Below are 17,387 nucleotides of genomic sequence, written 5' to 3' on the forward strand. Positions count from 1 at the left end.
GAAGCCGCGCCCGCTTTCTGTTTGCGCCGCTCAGGAAGGGAGGAATCCCGGCTTCTCCCTGCCCAGGTCTTGCAGGTGATTCAGGTAGTCCTGTGCAGCCGGTTCGGTGCTGTAGCGCTGCCTCATGACGGCCGCGAGTTCTCGACTGGTCATGATCAGGGAGGGGACAGACTGACGCTCACCCTGTAGGGCGCGCTCGCCGTGGATGAGGGCTTGTTCGAGGTCGCCCTCTCGCGCTGCGGTGACCCCCAGGGTTACCCGCGCTTCGGCGTTCCGCATGGGCGACCGCTCCGTGCCATCGAAGTCCGTCCCTGCACGCAGGACCTCTTGCGCGAGTGTTCGCGCAAGCTTGTCCTCCCCAACCAGCCGGTAGCAGTCCATCGCGTAGAAGTCGAACTTGCCGGGGTCAACGACAAAGTGGTTGTCCAGGTTCTCGGGATACGGCATTCCCTCCAGCAGTCGGCGCCCCTTGTCGAGAGCCACCTCAACCTGCCGACGGTCCCCGAGCCGTGCCCATGCTTTGGCTTCCTGGCCGGCGAGCTGCACAGCGACGCTGTGGTGGGCTGCGGTCTCTGCCCCGGCCTGCGCTGCCGCGATGACCCCGCGGTAGTCGCCGGTCGTGAGGGCGAACCACGCTCGCATCTCGTGTGCCCACCCCGCCACTTCGGGGTGGTCGGACTCGGTCGCGAGCGAGAGAGCGGCACGGCGCGTCGACTCCGCGGCGTGGCGGTCCCCCGTGTCGTACTCGACACAGCCGACCAGCAAAGCGAGCCAACCCGACAGCGCGAGCACCTCGCGATGCTGGGCAAGGGTGAGGCTCTTCGTGTGCAGGTCAACCACGCGGCGAAGCCACTGGCGCCCCTCGACGAGGAGCTGAGCACTCGGCATGAATGGGTACTCAGAGCAGAGACGGTCCGTGGTGATTCGGAGAGCATCGAGCGTCGCACTGTCGACGTCGGACCGGTTCAGGCGACTCACGATTTCCAGAGTCTCCATGCCGCTCGCTGCCAAGATCTCCTTGTCTCCGTCCCGGCGAGACGGCGCAGGGAAGAGGGCGTGCGTGACCGTGCCGAACACGGCCGCGATGATCGGTTGATAGAAGTCGTTCGGTGCCTGGCCGGACTCCCAGCGCTTCCACTGGCGAATCATGCTGTCCTCTGCCGGCAGCTCCGTGGGTGCGTGCGCACGCAGCGCCCTGACCGCGTCACGCTGTGACCAGTCGCGTGCCTGTCGTTCGGCAGCGATGCGTCGCGCCCATGCGGGCCTGTCGTCAGTCATGCGCCCTCCTCCGAGTGCCTACTCCGAGTCTCGCGCGCGGACCGGGGGGACAGGGAAGGGGACAGAGGGGTGTCACTGGACATGTCCCCCCTCTTTTCTGCCGTCCCCCTGTTGTCACTTACATCACACACTCCGTTACTCCCATGCTGGTTGCAGATCAAGCGCCACCCGGTGCGGAGCGGCTTTCCAGCGCTTCGAGCCGTTCGGTCAACGCCTGGAGTTGGGAGCGGATTTCCTTGATGTCATCACGTACATCGCCACTAGGGGCAGACCCGTCGCTGACGAAGTTGCCCAGGTTCCCCGCCGACACGATCAACCCCTCGGCTCTGAGCGCGGCTAGCCCGTTCTGGATCGTCTGGCTAGCGAACCCGAAGCGGTCCATCAGGTCTCGCTGAGACGGGAGCTTCTCCCCTGGCTTCATCTTCTTGATGTCGTCGCGGAGCGCGTCTGCGACCTGCACCGCCTTCGGTTTGGGCCCTCCTGTGACAGTCATGCCTTGAGCGTACCCACCACAGCGAACTAGTGCGCAGCACCCCGCAAGGGTTGTGCACCACAGCAGACTAGTGCAAGCTAGTCAGCAGGTCGCCCCGACCTAAAGGGGGAAACCGTTTGACCTGCAAAAAGAGCGCCCGGAGGAAAGCCCGAGGGGGTGAGTACGAAGGCAGCGTTCGTTCCTTGAGAACTCAACAGCGTGCTATGAGATCGGCGGGGATTGACCCCGTCCCCGTGACGGCCGGGTGAGGTCCGTCGGCCCCGGTATCCAGCCGTGAGGGCGCAGGACCGAATCCTGCCCGGGGTCACTTGGCCCGCCGATACGTGCGGCGTTGGCCCGGCCGGCGCGGGGTGGCATCTTCTCCTCGCACCCTCGCCCCGTGGTATGTGGCTGGGCACGGCCGTGCCGTGGCCGGTCGCCCTGGTCGTCGGACTCGGCAAACGGAAAGACCTTCCGAGAGAGCGACCACAATCGACGTCAAGAACAGATGTAAATCTGTGACGACAGTCGCCGGGAAGGAAACGGCGAGCATCAGATAGGCTGACGTGACAGCGAATGGTCAAAGTGGAAATAGTTAATTCTGAAACTGGAGTAACAAGCTAGGGCGGCCCCTTGCGAGACCACCCTTTCGCGACTATCTAATCATTCTCCACGGGCACCCCGGCCGACCCATCGGCATCGCTCGGCCCGTCTCCATCCACCTTCCAGATCAGACCATCCACTTGCCTCGCGATGTCAGTCCGCACCGCGTCGACCATGTGCTGATACCGGGCGGCCATGGCGGTTGTCGACCATCCCATAAGGCCCATCACGGCGCGCTCGGGTACCCCGAGGATGAGCAGCACGGTGGCAGCAGTGTGGCGTGCGTCGTGCAAACGCGCGTCACGAACCTTCGCCTCTGCCAGAAGTGCCTTCCACTCAGACCAGTCCCGGCGATGGGACGGGCTACGGCCGTACTCATCCGGGAAGACCAGGCCGTTCTCCTCCCAGCGTTTCCCGGCCGCCTCCCTCTCCGCTTCCTGCGCCTTGAGGTGTGCACGGAGTAGGTCAACGAGCTGTTCGGGGAGACCGACCGCGCGGCGGCCGGCGCGCGACTTGGTAACGGTCAACTCCGGGTTGGTCCGTCGCTTCTGCGGGCAGTACCCCGCGGCCTTGCGTCCGCAGGGCTCGGCGCACCCGTGGGCGTATTGCGGCCGGTGGCGGCTACGGCGGACTACGAGGAATCCATCGTCAAGGTCCACGTCCACCCACTGCAAGCCCAGCACCTCCCCTTGACGCAGACCGAGCGCGAGGGCGACGGCCCACCGTGCGGAGTTGCGGTGCCGGTCAGCGGCCTTCAACAGCCGCTGTACCTCTTGGACGGTGTAGGGCTCTACCTCGTGATCCCCCGTCTTCGGCGCTTTGGCCAACAGCACCGGGTTCTTGCCGAGATGCCCCCGCCGTACAGCCTCGTTGAGCGCAGTGCGAAAGGTCCGGTGCACCTGGTGAGCGGTCGCGGGCTTGCTGCCGTTGGCCTGCATCTTGGCGTAGAACACCTCGATGTGCTCGGGCTTCAGCCTGTCGAGACGGTGAGCGCCCAAGCCGGGAATGAGGTGCTTCCGGACGGCCACGCCGTACCCGACCATCGTGTTGTCGTTGACGGCGAGGGGCGCGACGTTCTCAATCCAGTGGGTCAGCCAAGCCTTGACCGTCCATGCCTTACCGGGCTTCCGCACGGTCTTGGCGTCTCGCTGCTTCTCCAACTCGGCTACGGCGGCCGTCACTTCGGCGCGGGTCTTGCGTTCGACGTGACGGCGGTCCGGCGTGCCGTCGTCGCGGACGCCGACGGTGACGCGGCCGTGCCATTTGCCGTCCTTTCCGAAGTAGATCGAGCTTCGGCCGTTCGGCTGTCGCGTGCGCTTCTTCTTGTCCTCTGCCACAGGCAGGCTCCTGTTTCTTGCGTGTCGGGATGGAGACCGGGGCGGCGGGCTGTCCTGTCCGGGAGTGCCGCCGCCCCGGGCGTCGTCAAGCGGCGCGTTGGGTGGTGCGGAGACGGGTCGCGTAGGCGACCGGCGCGTCGACCGGGACCCTGCGGAGTCCACCGACCATGACGGACTCCAGTTCTCCGGTGCGGATGAGCCCATAGCACGTGGTCCGGCCGATGCGGAGTCGGCGGGCGGCCTCTTTGACGGTGAGGAAAACGAGGGTCGGGTCGTCGTCGGCGGGGATGTCGGGGGTGTCGTGTTCGTCCACGGCTCACTCCTGTGAGGCTGGTTCAGGAACAGGTGCCGCCGCACAAACCGCAAAATCCGCAGAAAACCCGGGAAGGGAGGCTGACCTGCGGTTATGCGGTGTGCGGGCAGGGACGGACGGTGCCCCGCAAAAATCCGCGATATTCCGCAAAAATCAGGGGCGCCCAGTGACCGGCCCCTTCGGGTGGGGCGGTGCTCGGTTTTTTGCGGAATATCGCGGGATTGTGCGGCGGGCTCCCGGCCGGGATGAGCCAGGGGTCCCGCCGCAGGTCAGCGGGGTGTCCGGGGGTTATTGCGGATTTTGCGGTTTGTGCGGGAGGGGTTGGGGCGAGGCCGGGTCACCGGCCGCCGTGGCGCAGGGCGGGGTGGGCCTGTAGGCGGGGTGCCGGGGGACGTCCGCGCTTGCCGGTGCGCTCGGGCTGGTAGGACCGCAGGTATCCGTGGTCTTCCAGGAGCGCGAGGGCGGGTTCGAGGTCGGCGATGGTGGGGACCTCGCTGCGGGACAGGACGCTGAAGACGTCCCGTCGGCTGACGTCCTCCCACTGGTTGTCCCTCAGCGCGTCCAGCACGCTGCGGGCGCGGGACAGGACCAGATCGGCGCCCATGGCGTCGAAGACGGCGAGGGCGTGGGCGGTGTAGTACTCCCCCAGCTCGATTGCCGCGTTCATGGTGGCCTCGGTGACCGGGTGGGCGTAGCCGTTGCCGCCGTGTTCGGCGAGGTGCAACAACGCGGCCATGCGGGCGATCGCTCCGACGAGTTTCCCGGCCCAGTCGTTGATGTGGCCCAGTGTCCCGCCGCGTTCCTTGAGCCGCGGTTCGACTCGTTGCTGATACACGATCAGGGCCGCGTCCGCCTCGGGGGTGAGTTGGATGACGGCCGGGTCGGTCCAGTCCGCGAGCGACAGGGTGAGGTCGATGACCCTCGCGGCGTAGGTGGCGGCGGTCTGCTCGGGGACCGGGTCGGTGATGACCTTCCGCTCGCCGACCGTCGACACCGGCAGCGAGTACAGGAAGCGGCCCAACAGTCCGCGCCCCTTCCCGCCCTTGATCTTCCCCATGTCGACGAGCACATCGGGTTGAACGGCCAGTCCCATGGTCAGAGCGGGAGCGTCCACGTACTCACGGCGGGTCTGCCGGTTCACCCGCAGGCGGCCCCCGGCATGGCCTTTGAGGAAGACCTCCATGTTGGGACTGCCCGAGTAGCGACCGGCGATGATGTCGAAGATTCCGCCCTCATCGCTCATCACCGACAGCCGGCCGCCCTGTTCCGCGATCAGCGAGGTGACCGTCTCGGGTGTGCAGTCGTCGGCGAGCAGGAGGGGTTCGGCCGGCACGGTGAGCGTGTCGGCGGTCTGCGCGAGTCCGATGGCGGTCTTCACCATCTCGTCGCGCTTGTCGCCGTCGGCGGACGCGGCCTTGGTGGTGGCCTTGTCCGCCGCCTCCTTGGCCAGCCTCGCCGTCAGCTCCGCCTCGACGATGACCGGCTTCATCGCCGCCTTGAGCTGCTTCTCCGCCTCATACAGCGGGTCGGTCAGCAGGGAGAAGACAGCGGACTTGCGGTTGCCGGGTGGAAGCGCCACCACGGTGTAGAGGTTGGTGGGCTCGCGCCAGTTGCCGCGCACATGAACCACCGACCGGCCACCGGCCGCCGTGGCGAGCACGGCGAGGGCGACCGACCCTCCGAGGTCCACCGGTGTCTGCGTCTCCTCGGCGACGGCCGTCACGAACTCCCCCAACCAGGCAGGGAAGACGTGAGCGGGGAACGGCGGACGTTCGCGGCGGCCGGTGAGGGGAATGGGGTCCTCCCACACGTCCGGTGCCGTGTCGTCCTCGCCGGGCGGGTCTTGCAGGGTGGGCAGTCCGGCCCATAGGTCGGAGCTGTCCACAGGCTGTGGAGTCATGAGACGGCCCTCCCTTCGGTGGTGGTGTGGGGGCAGATGCCGGCGATGACGCGGGCGGTCAGCCGGGCGACGGCGGCACGGCCCCGGGCGCGTTCGTGCTGCCCGCAGGCACAGAGCCAGTCCGCGACGGGGACGCCCTCGCACTGGATCTGAAGACCCGGAGTGATGCCGGTGACGGTGACCGTCTGCGGGTCCAGGCCAACGGCAGAAAGGACGCCCTTGCGGGCGGCGACCTTCGGCAGGCCCACCATCAGCCGTGGCGGGCCATGTACGGCGCCCTGAGGGCCTTTCGTGGCGGTTCGGGATGCTTTGTTCATGCCGCGCGCTCCCCGGCCGCCTCAAGGCCGTTGGTGACCGCGCGGCGCGCGTAGCCCTCAGGGACACCGACGGATACGGCGGCGGTCACGATCTCCTCGCCGATCGCCGCGAGGCCGCATGGTCCGGGGCAGTCAGTGTGTTGGGCGGCGAGGAACCGGGCGACGCCGAACGCCTGGGAGCCTGCGCCGGATTCGGTGCGGGCCCTCACGAGTGCGAGGCCGCGTTCCAGACCGGTGCGGACGTAGCGCTCGGTGTGGCGGCACCCGGTGGCCACCTGCCGCGACCACGGGGCGAGGGTGCGAGGAGAAGATGCCACCCCGCGCCGGCCGGGGGTGGTCTCTTCCTTCACGACCAGGGCGCGGACGGTGGACGGTAGGGCCACCATGCGACCGGCGCCGGGTCCGAGCCAACGTGCGTACTGAGTCAGGGACTTGATGTCGACGCCCGGCCGGACCGCGTTCGCGGACGGCATGGCGCCCTGGTAGAGCCAGTGCTCGCCGCGCGTGGTCGGCACGGTCCGGGTGGCGGGCAGGGTTGCGCGGGCCCATGCGACGGCCGTCGCGTTGTCGAGGTCGACGACGGTCAGTCCGGCCCCTCCGGGGTGGTAGGCGATGGCCACCGCCGCCCGCCACGCCCGCACCCATGCAGGCGAGGTGAGGACGTGCGGGTCGGTGGTCGCAGCCCCCCACGCGTGGCACGGCGCGGGGCACCGGCAGGGTCCCGCCGCCTTCATGTTGGGCCGGCCACCGCACGTGTTCCCCCTGCACGTCCGGCAGTTGCCGAATGGGACCTTGCCCGCTCGCAGGGGCAGGATCGGGAGGCCGGCCGCCGCGAGGGCGAGGGCAACCCGCAGGACTTCAGGTGTCGCGTTCATGCCGCCGCCCCCAGTGTCGCCGTGGCGGCGAGGTGGGCGCGGCCGATGAACTCGGTGTAGGCGGGCGGGATCGCCTCCGTCAGTTCCTCGCGCACGTCGGTCCACGTGATGCCCATGGCGGCCTGGAGTTCCGCCACGGACGGCTTGCCGCCGCCGTTGCCGTACGCGGCCACATAGGGGCCGTCGTAGAAGCGGCCGTGCCGGTAGCCGCGCACGCGGCCCCGGTGCGGGGCGTGCGCCGGCTGCACGGTGGTCCAGCCACCCAACTCGAAGTTGCGGTGACGGATGACCCCGAGACCGAACATCTCACCGCACAGCGTCAGGTCCTTGCGGATCTTCGCGCGGCCGTTGGGCTGTTCCATCACGTACGGCAGACCGGTTGCGTCAAGGAGGTCGCGGACGGGGGCGACCAGGTCGACGTGCGTGCGGCCCCATCCCTGGGAGGCGTTGGTGCCCACGGTCAGCGCGCATCCGTGCTGGCACGGCGGGGAGGCGTGGACGAACGCGTACCGGTGGATCTCACCGGAGGCGATCAGGGCGGCGAGGTAGGTCAGAGCGTCGCCGTGGTGGTAGGGGAAGGGGTAGTTGGGGCGGTCGGCGATGTCACAGCCGTCCACCGCGAACCCGGCCCGGTGGTAGCCGATGGCGGCACCGCCAGCGCACGAGAACAAATCCAGCAGGCGCGGCCGGGGCACGCGCCCCGATCGGGTGGCAGGGTCCGAAGGGCCCTCGCCGAATGTGCGCGGTTGGGTCATGCTGTAGGTCTCCTGTTCTGCTACGTCGGGATTTGGAGACCGTGGGCGGCGGGCTGTCCTTGTCCGGGAGTGACCGCCGCCCACGGGCGTAGCTACTGGTCGTTGGTGAGTGAGCGGGCGTACTGCTGGCGGACGTAGGCGCGCGGATCGCAGATCACGCCCGGCTGGTCCATGTCGAGCAGGTGCAGCGCCGCCGCGAGAGCCGTCTCGCCGTCGTCGTCGTGGAAGCCGTCGCTCTCACCCAGGAGTGCAATGCGGTCCAGCAGAGCGGCCTTGCGCAGGTAGAACTCCCGACCCAGCTCGGTGAAGCACACGGCTTCAGCCAGGAAGCGTGCCGTCCAGCCGATCTCACTGTTGATGCTCGGGGCGGTCGCGTACGCCTGTTCCGGGGTGGGCCAGTCCTGCGGGGCGGGGCGGTGGTCGGCGGACGGGGGATGGCTTGCCACCCTCGCCTACGAACGCCGCCTCGCCGCGCAGGGCGACCACAGCCGCATCGTTACCGGCGTCGGCTGGTTCTTCGGTCTGATCGCGGCCGGTGTCCTGGTCGCCCACGCGCTGACCGCCGAACAGTCGGCCGGCGCATGGCTGGCCGTGGCGTGGCTGCCGGTCGCAGCGAAAGCGCTGTGGCTGGTCCACGGGCTGTGGGAGCGCACCGCGCTGACCCCGGTGGCGTTGGACGCGATCCGGGGCATTCAGCAGGAAGCGCGGGATGAGGCGGCCGTGGCGCGTGCCCGACTGCGGGCGGACGCCGCGACCGAGGAGACCCGGCTGACGGCCGTGACGGGGGCCGGTGCCCGCGTCGCACGCGTGCAGGCCAGGACCGCAAAAACCCTCGCGCGGGCGTGGTCGACGCTGGAGGAGACGCGGCAGGGCGAGGACACCGGCAGGGCGCTGACCAGCGTGACGAGCCGCGTCACACCCGGCGTCACGCCGGTCTGGGAGCTCCCGGTGTGGGGTCCCACCGAACCGGTCACCGCGCTCTCTTTGGAGTCGGGTCCCGTGCTCACCGATGCGGCGCTTGACGCGCTGGTCGACGGGATCACGCACAGCGAGACCCCGGCTCTGTCGTATCGCGAGATGGCTGCCCGGTTTCGCCAGGCTGGTCATTCCGCCTCTGAGGTCCGGTTGCGGGCCGCGTGGAAGCGCGTGGCGTGACCGTGCGGTTCTGGGACCCGGACGGCATCAAGTTCGGTATCCCCACCTACCCGTGGCGCCTGGCGCCGGACGGCTTGGCCACCCGCCGCCAACTCCGCCTCCGTGGACTGCGCCCGGGCGGTCAGGACATCGCAGCGCAGATCCTGCGCCCGCGTCGCCGTCGCGGGCCGTTGACCGCGTACCTGTACCGCATCGACCTCGCCCTGCCGGTGCGGCCGATGACCCCGGCGCGGTGGGCAGCCCTCGACAAGGCCAATGCCGCCCGCCGCCGCTGCCCCGAGTGCCACCAAGACGCCGGATACGTCATCCCGCCCACGCTCGGAGCCTGCGTGACCTGCGCCTATCCCGAGGAACAGCGCGTGGCTTAAAAACGAGGTGGAACAGTTTGTTCCACCCTTCGGCGCAAATCACCCCCATATTTGACGGGTCCGGCCGTCCGCCTCCTACAGCAAGCCGGCCGGACCCTTTCGACTCCCGAAGGAGCACGTACATCGTGACGGAGAATCCCACCTTCCCGCCCCCCGACGCCCCGGAGAGCACCGACGAACGGACGGCTGAGGTACTGCCGTTCCCGCTGAAGAAGACCGACCCCACCGCCCCGACCGACTCGCCCGCCCCGACCGACGCGGGTGTGGTGAAGCCGGGGGAGTGGGAGGCCGAACTCCCCGACACCGACGACCCGGAGGCCGAAGGGCTGACCGACGGGGCGCCGGTGGACCCGCCGCGCGAGGTCTACCCGCCTTCGGTCGCGGAGTGGATGGAGGCCAAGGACAAGGCACGCCTGCCGGTCCTTCCCGAGTGGGTCAAACTGCCGGACCAGCGAACGGCCGTGCGCAAGTGGGCCGTTCGGCACTACTCGGCTGTGATCGGCTACCACGCCGTTCGCCTGCCCTGCATCTACACCCCGAAGATCCTGTGGTACTCGCCGCGCGGGGCGTGGCGCTGGTCCACGGCGATCGGCCGGTGGGTGTTCGATGCCGAAGGCAAGGGCCTGCGCCTGGCGTCGGTGGCGAACGAGGACGCGGCGGAGTACCTGAAGCTGTCGCGGCAACGCAACGACCGCGTCCGCCTGCGGGGCATCGTCGCCGCGATCGCCTCCCTGATCGGCCTCGCCGCCGCCCTGACCCTGTACGTCATGGCCCCGTCCTGGCTCTTGCTGCTGGCCATGGCCGCGCTGACCACCACGCTCGGGGCGGTCGGGGCGCCGGCAGACCGGCCGCTGATCGACATGGCCAAGGTGACGTTCCGCAAGCGGCGGCTGTCCTCCGACATCGTCATCCGCGCCCACGAGGCGTCCGGGCTGACCACCAAGGATCAGACGATCGCCTTCCCGCGGCCGATCGGCCGGGACGGAGACGGCTGGCGCGTGGTGGTGGATCTGCCGTACGGCAAGACGTTCGAGGACGCGGTGAAGGCTCACGCCCGGCTCGCCTCCGGTATGGACATCGCCCCCACTCAACTCTTCCTCGACAAGGACGAGACGAGCGGGCGGCGGGTGTCGTACTGGATCGCCGACCGTGACCCGCTCGCCGTGCCGTCGGGCAAGTCCCCGCTGCTGGGGGCAACCAGGGTGGACTTCTGGAAGCCCTTCCCGTGGGGCGTGGACGAGCGGGGCAACCCGGTCATGGCGACCATGCTGTGGCTGTCCCTGCTGGTCGGCGCCGTGCCGCGTCAGGGCAAGACGTTCTCTGCCCGCACGATCGCGCTCGCCGCCGCGCTGGACCCGTACGTCAGGTTGTACGTGTTCGACGGCAAGGCATCGCCGGACTGGCGCAAGTTCGCGCTGGTCGCGCACCGCATCGGGTTCGGCATCGTGCCCAAGAACGGGTTCGACCCGGTTCAGCACCTGCTGACCTCGCTGCGCGAGCTGAAGGCGGACGTCGAGGACCGCTACCACCGGCTCTCCGAACTGCCGCTGCATGTCTGCCCGGAGGGCAAGCTCACCCCGGAGATCAGCCGGGACAAGAAGCTGAACATGCCGCTCACGCTGTTCGTGGTGGACGAGGTGCAGGAGTACCTGACCCACCCCGAGCACGGCAAGGAGATCCTGTCCCTGATGGTCTACCTCGCCCGGGTCGCGCCGGCCGTGGGTGTCTCGGTGATGACGTCGACGCAGAAGCCGGACGACAAGGCGTGCCCCTCCGAGCTGCGTGACCAGCACCAGGCCCGGTTCGCGCTGCGGGTCGGCGCCTACCAGGTCTCCGACGTCATCCTCGGTGCCGGGTCCTACAGCGAGGGCTTGGACGCGTCCAAGCTGCTCAAGTCCCACAAGGGCGTCGGTCTGCTCAAGGGCATGTCGGACGACTCCGGGATCGTGCGCACCTACCTCGCCGACGGCCGCGACGCGGAACGCATCCTCACCCGTGCCGCCGCGCTGCGGGAGGCGGAGGGCACGCTGTCCGGCGACGCGGTCGGCGAGGCCCCGGCGCCGGAGGTGTCCGCGACGGTCCTGGACGACGTCGCACAGGTGCTGGGCAAGGGCGAGGCCAAGGTGTGGTCCGAGACAATCGTCGACCGCCTCGCCGACCTGCGCCCCGACGTCTACGGCCCGTGGGCGGAGCTGGAGGCCAAGCCCAAGGCGGAAGCGCTCACCGCCGCGCTCAAGCCGTTCGGCATCGGCACCATGCAGATCAGCCGGCGCATCGACGGCGAACAGGTCAACAAGCGCGGCATCAAGCGCGAGGACATCGCCGCCGCGATTACGCAGCGCAACGAAAAGCGGGACGCCGGATAGGTCTCACAGCCTGCTACCGGTAGCGGCATGCGTCGCTACCGGTAGCAACCCTGCTAGCGACCAAAACCGCCCCTGATCAGGCCGCTAGCAGATAGCGGCCCACCTGCGGAAACCCCCGAAAACCTGCCTGAGAGGCCAGTGATGAGCCTTCCCCTCCTTGCTTTCGCCTGCCTACTCGCCATCACGCTCGGTTACGGCGTCAAGTGCTGGCTGAGCCCGTTCGGCGACTGCCGCAAGTGCCACGGCATGGGCCACGACTTCAAGACCGACCGCAAGGGCCGCACCAAGCGCGGCCGTGACTGCCGACGCTGCGACGCGACCGGCAAGCGCATACGCGTCGGCCGCTGGATCTACAACCGCGCCGCGCGCACCTACCGCGCCGGCACCCGCTGAACGACCGGTCGAAGGAGCCCCGCCATGCGCAAGACCCTCGCGGCCGTCGCCGCGACCATCACCGCCGTCCTGGCCCTGACCGCGTGCAGCCCCGACTACGCCCCCGGCCCGTCCGGGACCGTCACCGACCGCAGTGCCACCTACCGCAAGGCCGACGGCTGGCACTACCAGCTCACCGTCACCCCCACCGACGGCCGCCGCCAGGACTTCCGCGTCACCCGCGACGAATACCGGCACTGCTTCCGCGGCTCCGCCTATCCCACCTGCACCCACCGCTGACCCCCGGAGGACTGATGGTCGTCACCATCCCGCTCGTGCTGCTCCTCGCCGCCGCGCTCGCCGCGTTGCTGCGCTTCCGCGCGCTCGGCGCCGGGGCGGCCGTCGTCGCCGCGCTGTTCGGCTTCTACCTCGCCGCCACCGACGCGAGCGACACCGTCAACCAGCTCGTCACCGCCGTCACCGGCGCCCTCGCCGACATCGGCCGCTAGAAGGGAGAGCAGGAGATGAACGAACCCACCACGCCCCACGACTGGCACCGGCCGGCCGTGCGGGACGCGGCGGCCGTGGAGGTTCACCACCCCACGCCCCTCGCACCGATACCGCACGCCGCGCCGCTCGTGCCTGTGCAGCCGGGCACCATCCCGGCCGTGACGAGCATCGTGCTGCCCGACGGCCGGGTCGTCACCGGCTACACCCTCGAACCCGCCAAGCCCGAACAGGTCGCGACCAAGCCGGCCGTCTCCAGGGCGGCGGTGAACATCGCCCTCGGGGGCATGGGCTTCGCGACCGTGTGCGGCGGACTCGTGCTGCTGACCACCTTCATTGCCGCGCTCGCCGCGCTCATTCACCAGCTCATCATCCTCGCCGCCGTCATCTTCGGCGGCTGGGTCGCCGTGCAGGTCTTCAGCGCGAGCGGCCGTGGCGGCGGGACGACGGTCAACATCCGCAAGGCCGTCATCAAGCGGAACAAGTTCTACGGCTGACAGGAGCCTTCGTGTTCGAGATCCGCGCCATCTGCGACCCCGACGACACCGACCGCGTCACCACCGCGCTCACGACCGCGTTCATGGCGGGTGACGTGCGCACGTACCCGACCCGGGACGGCAAGCGCACCCGCCTCTACCTCACCGCCGACCACCGCCCCGCCCCGCAGGACTGGCCCACCCCGGAACAGGCGTACGCGACCGCCCCGAGCATCAACAGTGAGATCGGCTGGACGGCACGCTTCCTGGCTGAAGCCGTGTGCTTCACCGAGCTGGGTCGGGAGTTCTACCTGCGCAAGGCCGCTCTGCTGGACCGCATTGCACTCCTGGGTGAGAGCGACGGCTTCCACGACGACGACGGCGAGACGGCTCTCGCGGCGGCGCTGCACCTGCTCGACATGGACCAGCCGGGCGTGATCTGCGATCCGCGCGCCTACGTCCGCCAGCAGTACGCCCGCTCACTCACCAACGACCAGTAGCTACGCCCGTGGGCGGCGGTCACTCCCGGACAAGGACAGCCCGCCGCCCACGGTCTCCAAATCCCGACGTAGCAGAACAGGAGACCTACAGCATGACCCAACCGCGCACATTCGGCGAGGGCCCTTCGGACCCTGCCACCCGATCGGGGCGCGTGCCCCGGCCGCGCCTGCTGGATTTGTTCTCGTGCGCTGGCGGTGCCGCCATCGGCTACCACCGGGCCGGGTTCGCGGTGGACGGCTGTGACATCGCCGACCGCCCCAACTACCCCTTCCCCTACCACCACGGCGACGCTCTGACCTACCTCGCCGCCCTGATCGCCTCCGGTGAGATCCACCGGTACGCGTTCGTCCACGCCTCCCCGCCGTGCCAGCACGGATGCGCGCTGACCGTGGGCACCAACGCCTCCCAGGGATGGGGCCGCACGCACGTCGACCTGGTCGCCCCCGTCCGCGACCTCCTTGACGCAACCGGTCTGCCGTACGTGATGGAACAGCCCAACGGCCGCGCGAAGATCCGCAAGGACCTGACGCTGTGCGGTGAGATGTTCGGTCTCGGGGTCATCCGTCACCGCAACTTCGAGTTGGGTGGCTGGACCACCGTGCAGCCGGCGCACGCCCCGCACCGGGGCCGCGTGCGCGGCTACCGGCACGGCCGCTTCTACGACGGCCCCTATGTGGCCGCGTACGGCAACGGCGGCGGCAAGCCGTCCGTGGCGGAACTCCAGGCCGCCATGGGCATCACGTGGACCGACGTGCGCGAGGAACTGACGGAGGCGATCCCGCCCGCCTACACCGAGTTCATCGGCCGCGCCCACCTCGCCGCCACGGCGACACTGGGGGCGGCGGCATGAACGCGACACCTGAAGTCCTGCGGGTTGCCCTCGCCCTCGCGGCGGCCGGCCTCCCGATCCTGCCCCTGCGAGCGGGCAAGGTCCCATTCGGCAACTGCCGGACGTGCAGGGGGAACACGTGCGGTGGCCGGCCCAACATGAAGGCGGCGGGACCCTGCCGGTGCCCCGCGCCGTGCCACGCGTGGGGGGCTGCGACCACCGACCCGCACGTCCTCACCTCGCCTGCATGGGTGCGGGCGTGGCGGGCGGCGGTGGCCATCGCCTACCACCCCGGAGGGGCCGGACTGACCGTCGTCGACCTCGACAACGCGACGGCCGTCGCATGGGCCCGCGCAACCCTGCCCGCCACCCGGACCGTGCCGACCACGCGCGGCGAGCACTGGCTCTACCAGGGCGCCATGCCGTCCGCGAACGCGGTCCGGCCGGGCGTCGACATCAAGTCCCTGACTCAGTACGCACGTTGGCTCGGACCCGGCGCCGGTCGCATGGTGGCCCTACCGTCCACCGTCCGCGCCCTGGTCGTGAAGGAAGAGACCACCCCCGGCCGGCGCGGGGTGGCATCTTCTCCTCGCACCCTCGCCCCGTGGTCGCGGCAGGTGGCCACCGGGTGCCGCCACACCGAGCGCTACGTCCGCACCGGTCTGGAACGCGGCCTCGCACTCGTGAGGGCCCGCACCGAATCCGGCGCAGGCTCCCAGGCGTTCGGCGTCGCCCGGTTCCTCGCCGCCCAACACACTGACTGCCCCGGACCATGCGGCCTCGCGGCGATCGGCGAGGAGATCGTGACCGCCGCCGTATCCGTCGGTGTCCCTGAGGGCTACGCGCGCCGCGCGGTCACCAACGGCCTTGAGGCGGCCGGGGAGCGCGCGGCATGAACAAAGCATCCCGAACCGCCACGAAAGGCCCTCAGGGCGCCGTACATGGCCCGCCACGGCTGATGGTGGGCCTGCCGAAGGTCGCCGCCCGCAAGGGCGTCCTTTCTGCCGTTGGCCTGGACCCGCAGACGGTCACCGTCACCGGCATCACTCCGGGTCTTCAGATCCAGTGCGAGGGCGTCCCCGTCGCGGACTGGCTCTGTGCCTGCGGGCAGCACGAACGCGCCCGGGGCCGTGCCGCCGTCGCCCGGCTGACCGCCCGCGTCATCGCCGGCATCTGCCCCCACACCACCACCGAAGGGAGGGCCGTCTCATGACTCCACAGCCTGTGGACAGCTCCGACCTATGGGCCGGACTGCCCACCCTGCAAGACCCGCCCGGCGAGGACGACACGGCACCGGACGTGTGGGAGGACCCCATTCCCCTCACCGGCCGCCGCGAACGTCCGCCGTTCCCCGCTCACGTCTTCCCTGCCTGGTTGGGGGAGTTCGTGACGGCCGTCGCCGAGGAGACGCAGACACCGGTGGACCTCGGAGGGTCGGTCGCCCTCGCCGTGCTCGCCACGGCGGCCGGTGGCCGGTCGGTGGTTCATGTGCGCGGCAACTGGCGCGAGCCCACCAACCTCTACACCGTGGTGGCGCTTCCACCCGGCAACCGCAAGTCCGCTGTCTTCTCCCTGCTGACCGACCCGCTGTATGAGGCGGAGAAGCAGCTCAAGGCGGCGATGAAGCCGGTCATCGTCGAGGCGGAGCTGACGGCGAGGCTGGCCAAGGAGGCGGCGGACAAGGCCACCACCAAGGCCGCGTCCGCCGACGGCGACAAGCGCGACGAGATGGTGAAGACCGCCATCGGACTCGCGCAGACCGCCGACACGCTCACCGTGCCGGCCGAACCCCTCCTGCTCGCCGACGACTGCACACCCGAGACGGTCACCTCGCTGATCGCGGAACAGGGCGGCCGGCTGTCGGTGATGAGCGATGAGGGCGGAATCTTCGACATCATCGCCGGTCGCTACTCGGGCAGTCCCAACATGGAGGTCTTCCTCAAAGGCCATGCCGGGGGCCGCCTGCGGGTGAACCGGCAGACCCGCCGTGAGTACGTGGACGCTCCCGCTCTGACCATGGGACTGGCCGTTCAACCCGATGTGCTCGTCGACATGGGGAAGATCAAGGGCGGGAAGGGGCGCGGACTGTTGGGCCGCTTCCTGTACTCGCTGCCGGTGTCGACGGTCGGCGAGCGGAAGGTCATCACCGACCCGGTCCCCGAGCAGACCGCCGCCACCTACGCCGCGAGGGTCATCGACCTCACCCTGTCGCTCGCGGACTGGACCGACCCGGCCGTCATCCAACTCACCCCCGAGGCGGACGCGGCCCTGATCGTGTATCAGCAACGAGTCGAACCGCGGCTCAAGGAACGCGGCGGGACACTGGGCCACATCAACGACTGGGCCGGGAAACTCGTCGGAGCGATCGCCCGCATGGCCGCGTTGTTGCACCTCGCCGAACACGGCGGCAACGGCTACGCCCACCCGGTCACCGAGGCCACCATGAACGCGGCAATCGAGCTGGGGGAGTACTACACCGCCCACGCCCTCGCCGTCTTCGACGCCATGGGCGCCGATCTGGTCCTGTCCCGCGCCCGCAGCGTGCTGGACGCGCTGAGGGACAACCAGTGGGAGGACGTCAGCCGACGGGACGTCTTCAGCGTCCTGTCCCGCAGCGAGGTCCCCACCATCGCCGACCTCGAACCCGCCCTCGCGCTCCTGGAAGACCACGGATACCTGCGGTCCTACCAGCCCGAGCGCACCGGCAAGCGCGGACGTCCCCCGGCACCCCGCCTACAGGCCCACCCCGCCCTGCGCCACGGCGGCCGGTGACCCGGCCTCGCCCCAACCCCTCCCGCACAAACCGCAAAATCCGCAATAACCCCCGGACACCCCGCTGACCTGCGGCGGGACCCCTGGCTCATCCCGGCCGGGAGCCCGCCGCACAATCCCGCGATATTCCGCAAAAAACCGAGCACCGCCCCACCCGAAGGGGCCGGTCACTGGGCGCCCCTGATTTTTGC

The 17,387-nt window shown here is 69.6% G+C and carries 21 protein-coding genes; 12 read left to right on the forward strand and 9 right to left on the reverse strand.

Annotated features, from left to right (window positions below; all coding sequences use genetic code 11):
* Nucleotides 1-30: 30 nt before the first annotated feature.
* The 9 genes from OG841_RS28295 to OG841_RS28335 all read right to left on the reverse strand — a co-directional run bounded on the left by OG841_RS28295 (nt 31) and on the right by OG841_RS28335 (nt 8,164).
* Complete coding sequence (locus tag OG841_RS28295; RefSeq protein ID WP_371567036.1) at nt 31-1,278, reverse strand: XRE family transcriptional regulator; 1,248 nt, start codon at nt 1,276-1,278, stop codon at nt 31-33.
* Nucleotides 1,279-1,435: 157 nt separating this feature from the next.
* Nucleotides 1,436-1,771 (reverse strand): winged helix-turn-helix domain-containing protein, encoded by a 336-nt coding sequence (locus tag OG841_RS28300; protein WP_371567037.1) that lies wholly within the window; start codon nt 1,769-1,771, stop codon nt 1,436-1,438.
* A 638-nt stretch (nt 1,772-2,409) separates the two neighbouring features.
* Nucleotides 2,410-3,690, reverse strand: a complete 1,281-nt coding sequence (locus OG841_RS28305) for a tyrosine-type recombinase/integrase (protein ID WP_371567038.1) — start codon at nt 3,688-3,690, stop codon at nt 2,410-2,412.
* Between the two features lie 85 nt (nt 3,691-3,775).
* A complete protein-coding gene (locus OG841_RS28310; RefSeq protein ID WP_371567039.1) occupies nt 3,776-4,003 on the reverse strand; it encodes a helix-turn-helix domain-containing protein in 228 nt (75 codons plus the stop codon).
* Nucleotides 4,004-4,340: 337 nt separating this feature from the next.
* Nucleotides 4,341-5,903, reverse strand: coding sequence for a YfjI family protein (locus OG841_RS28315; RefSeq protein ID WP_371567040.1), 1,563 nt, complete (start codon nt 5,901-5,903; stop codon nt 4,341-4,343).
* Complete coding sequence (locus OG841_RS28320) at nt 5,900-6,220, reverse strand: hypothetical protein (protein WP_371567041.1); 321 nt, start codon at nt 6,218-6,220, stop codon at nt 5,900-5,902. Before OG841_RS28320 ends, OG841_RS28315 begins: the two co-directional genes overlap by 4 nt.
* Entirely contained in the window at nt 6,217-7,095 is an 879-nt protein-coding gene (locus OG841_RS28325; RefSeq protein WP_371567042.1) for a bifunctional DNA primase/polymerase, read from the reverse strand. Before OG841_RS28325 ends, OG841_RS28320 begins: the two co-directional genes overlap by 4 nt.
* Nucleotides 7,092-7,850 carry a DNA methylase gene (locus OG841_RS28330; protein WP_371567043.1) on the reverse strand — a complete coding sequence of 253 codons (759 nt, stop codon included), beginning with the start codon at nt 7,848-7,850 and terminating at the stop codon, nt 7,092-7,094. Before OG841_RS28330 ends, OG841_RS28325 begins: the two co-directional genes overlap by 4 nt.
* A 92-nt stretch (nt 7,851-7,942) precedes the next feature.
* Nucleotides 7,943-8,164, reverse strand: coding sequence for a hypothetical protein (locus tag OG841_RS28335; protein ID WP_371567044.1), 222 nt, complete (start codon nt 8,162-8,164; stop codon nt 7,943-7,945).
* 43 nt (nt 8,165-8,207) lie between these two features.
* Here OG841_RS28335 and OG841_RS28340 point away from each other — a divergent pair, with 43 nt between their 5' ends.
* The 12 genes from OG841_RS28340 (at nt 8,208) to OG841_RS28395 (ending at nt 17,196) form a co-directional block, all read left to right on the forward strand.
* The gene (locus OG841_RS28340) at nt 8,208-9,005 is read left to right on the forward strand and encodes a protein spdB (RefSeq protein ID WP_371567045.1); all 798 of its coding nucleotides are present in this window, start codon (nt 8,208-8,210) and stop codon (nt 9,003-9,005) included.
* Complete coding sequence (locus tag OG841_RS28345; protein WP_371567046.1) at nt 9,002-9,373, forward strand: RRQRL motif-containing zinc-binding protein; 372 nt, start codon at nt 9,002-9,004, stop codon at nt 9,371-9,373. The genes OG841_RS28340 and OG841_RS28345 overlap by 4 nt, the downstream gene beginning before the upstream one ends.
* Before the next feature lie 125 nt (nt 9,374-9,498).
* Nucleotides 9,499-11,739, forward strand: a complete 2,241-nt coding sequence (locus OG841_RS28350; protein ID WP_371567047.1) for a cell division protein FtsK — start codon at nt 9,499-9,501, stop codon at nt 11,737-11,739.
* A gap of 141 nt (nt 11,740-11,880) precedes the next feature.
* The gene (locus tag OG841_RS28355; protein WP_371567048.1) at nt 11,881-12,132 is read left to right on the forward strand and encodes a hypothetical protein; all 252 of its coding nucleotides are present in this window, start codon (nt 11,881-11,883) and stop codon (nt 12,130-12,132) included.
* 24 nt (nt 12,133-12,156) lie between these two features.
* Nucleotides 12,157-12,411 carry a hypothetical protein gene (locus tag OG841_RS28360; RefSeq protein ID WP_371567049.1) on the forward strand — a complete coding sequence of 85 codons (255 nt, stop codon included), beginning with the start codon at nt 12,157-12,159 and terminating at the stop codon, nt 12,409-12,411.
* A 14-nt stretch (nt 12,412-12,425) separates the two neighbouring features.
* Nucleotides 12,426-12,620, forward strand: a complete 195-nt coding sequence (locus OG841_RS28365) for a hypothetical protein (RefSeq protein ID WP_371567050.1) — start codon at nt 12,426-12,428, stop codon at nt 12,618-12,620.
* 15 nt (nt 12,621-12,635) lie between these two features.
* A complete protein-coding gene (locus OG841_RS28370) occupies nt 12,636-13,115 on the forward strand; it encodes a hypothetical protein (protein WP_371567051.1) in 480 nt (159 codons plus the stop codon).
* An 11-nt stretch (nt 13,116-13,126) separates the two neighbouring features.
* On the forward strand, nt 13,127-13,594 hold the full coding sequence (locus OG841_RS28375; RefSeq protein WP_329442600.1) for a hypothetical protein: 468 nt from the start codon (nt 13,127-13,129) through the stop codon (nt 13,592-13,594).
* 92 nt (nt 13,595-13,686) lie between these two features.
* Nucleotides 13,687-14,445, forward strand: coding sequence for a DNA methylase (locus OG841_RS28380; RefSeq protein WP_371567043.1), 759 nt, complete (start codon nt 13,687-13,689; stop codon nt 14,443-14,445).
* Nucleotides 14,442-15,320: a bifunctional DNA primase/polymerase gene (locus OG841_RS28385; RefSeq protein WP_371567042.1), complete on the forward strand. Its 879-nt coding sequence runs from the start codon at nt 14,442-14,444 to the stop codon at nt 15,318-15,320. The genes OG841_RS28380 and OG841_RS28385 overlap by 4 nt, the downstream gene beginning before the upstream one ends.
* Nucleotides 15,317-15,637, forward strand: a complete 321-nt coding sequence (locus tag OG841_RS28390) for a hypothetical protein (RefSeq protein ID WP_371567041.1) — start codon at nt 15,317-15,319, stop codon at nt 15,635-15,637. Before OG841_RS28385 ends, OG841_RS28390 begins: the two co-directional genes overlap by 4 nt.
* Nucleotides 15,634-17,196, forward strand: coding sequence for a YfjI family protein (locus tag OG841_RS28395; protein ID WP_371567040.1), 1,563 nt, complete (start codon nt 15,634-15,636; stop codon nt 17,194-17,196). Before OG841_RS28390 ends, OG841_RS28395 begins: the two co-directional genes overlap by 4 nt.
* The last annotated feature ends 191 nt before the right edge of the window (nt 17,197-17,387 follow it).

It is taken from the genome of Streptomyces canus (genome assembly GCF_041435015.1).
GTDB lineage: Bacteria > Actinomycetota > Actinomycetes > Streptomycetales > Streptomycetaceae > Streptomyces > Streptomyces canus_G.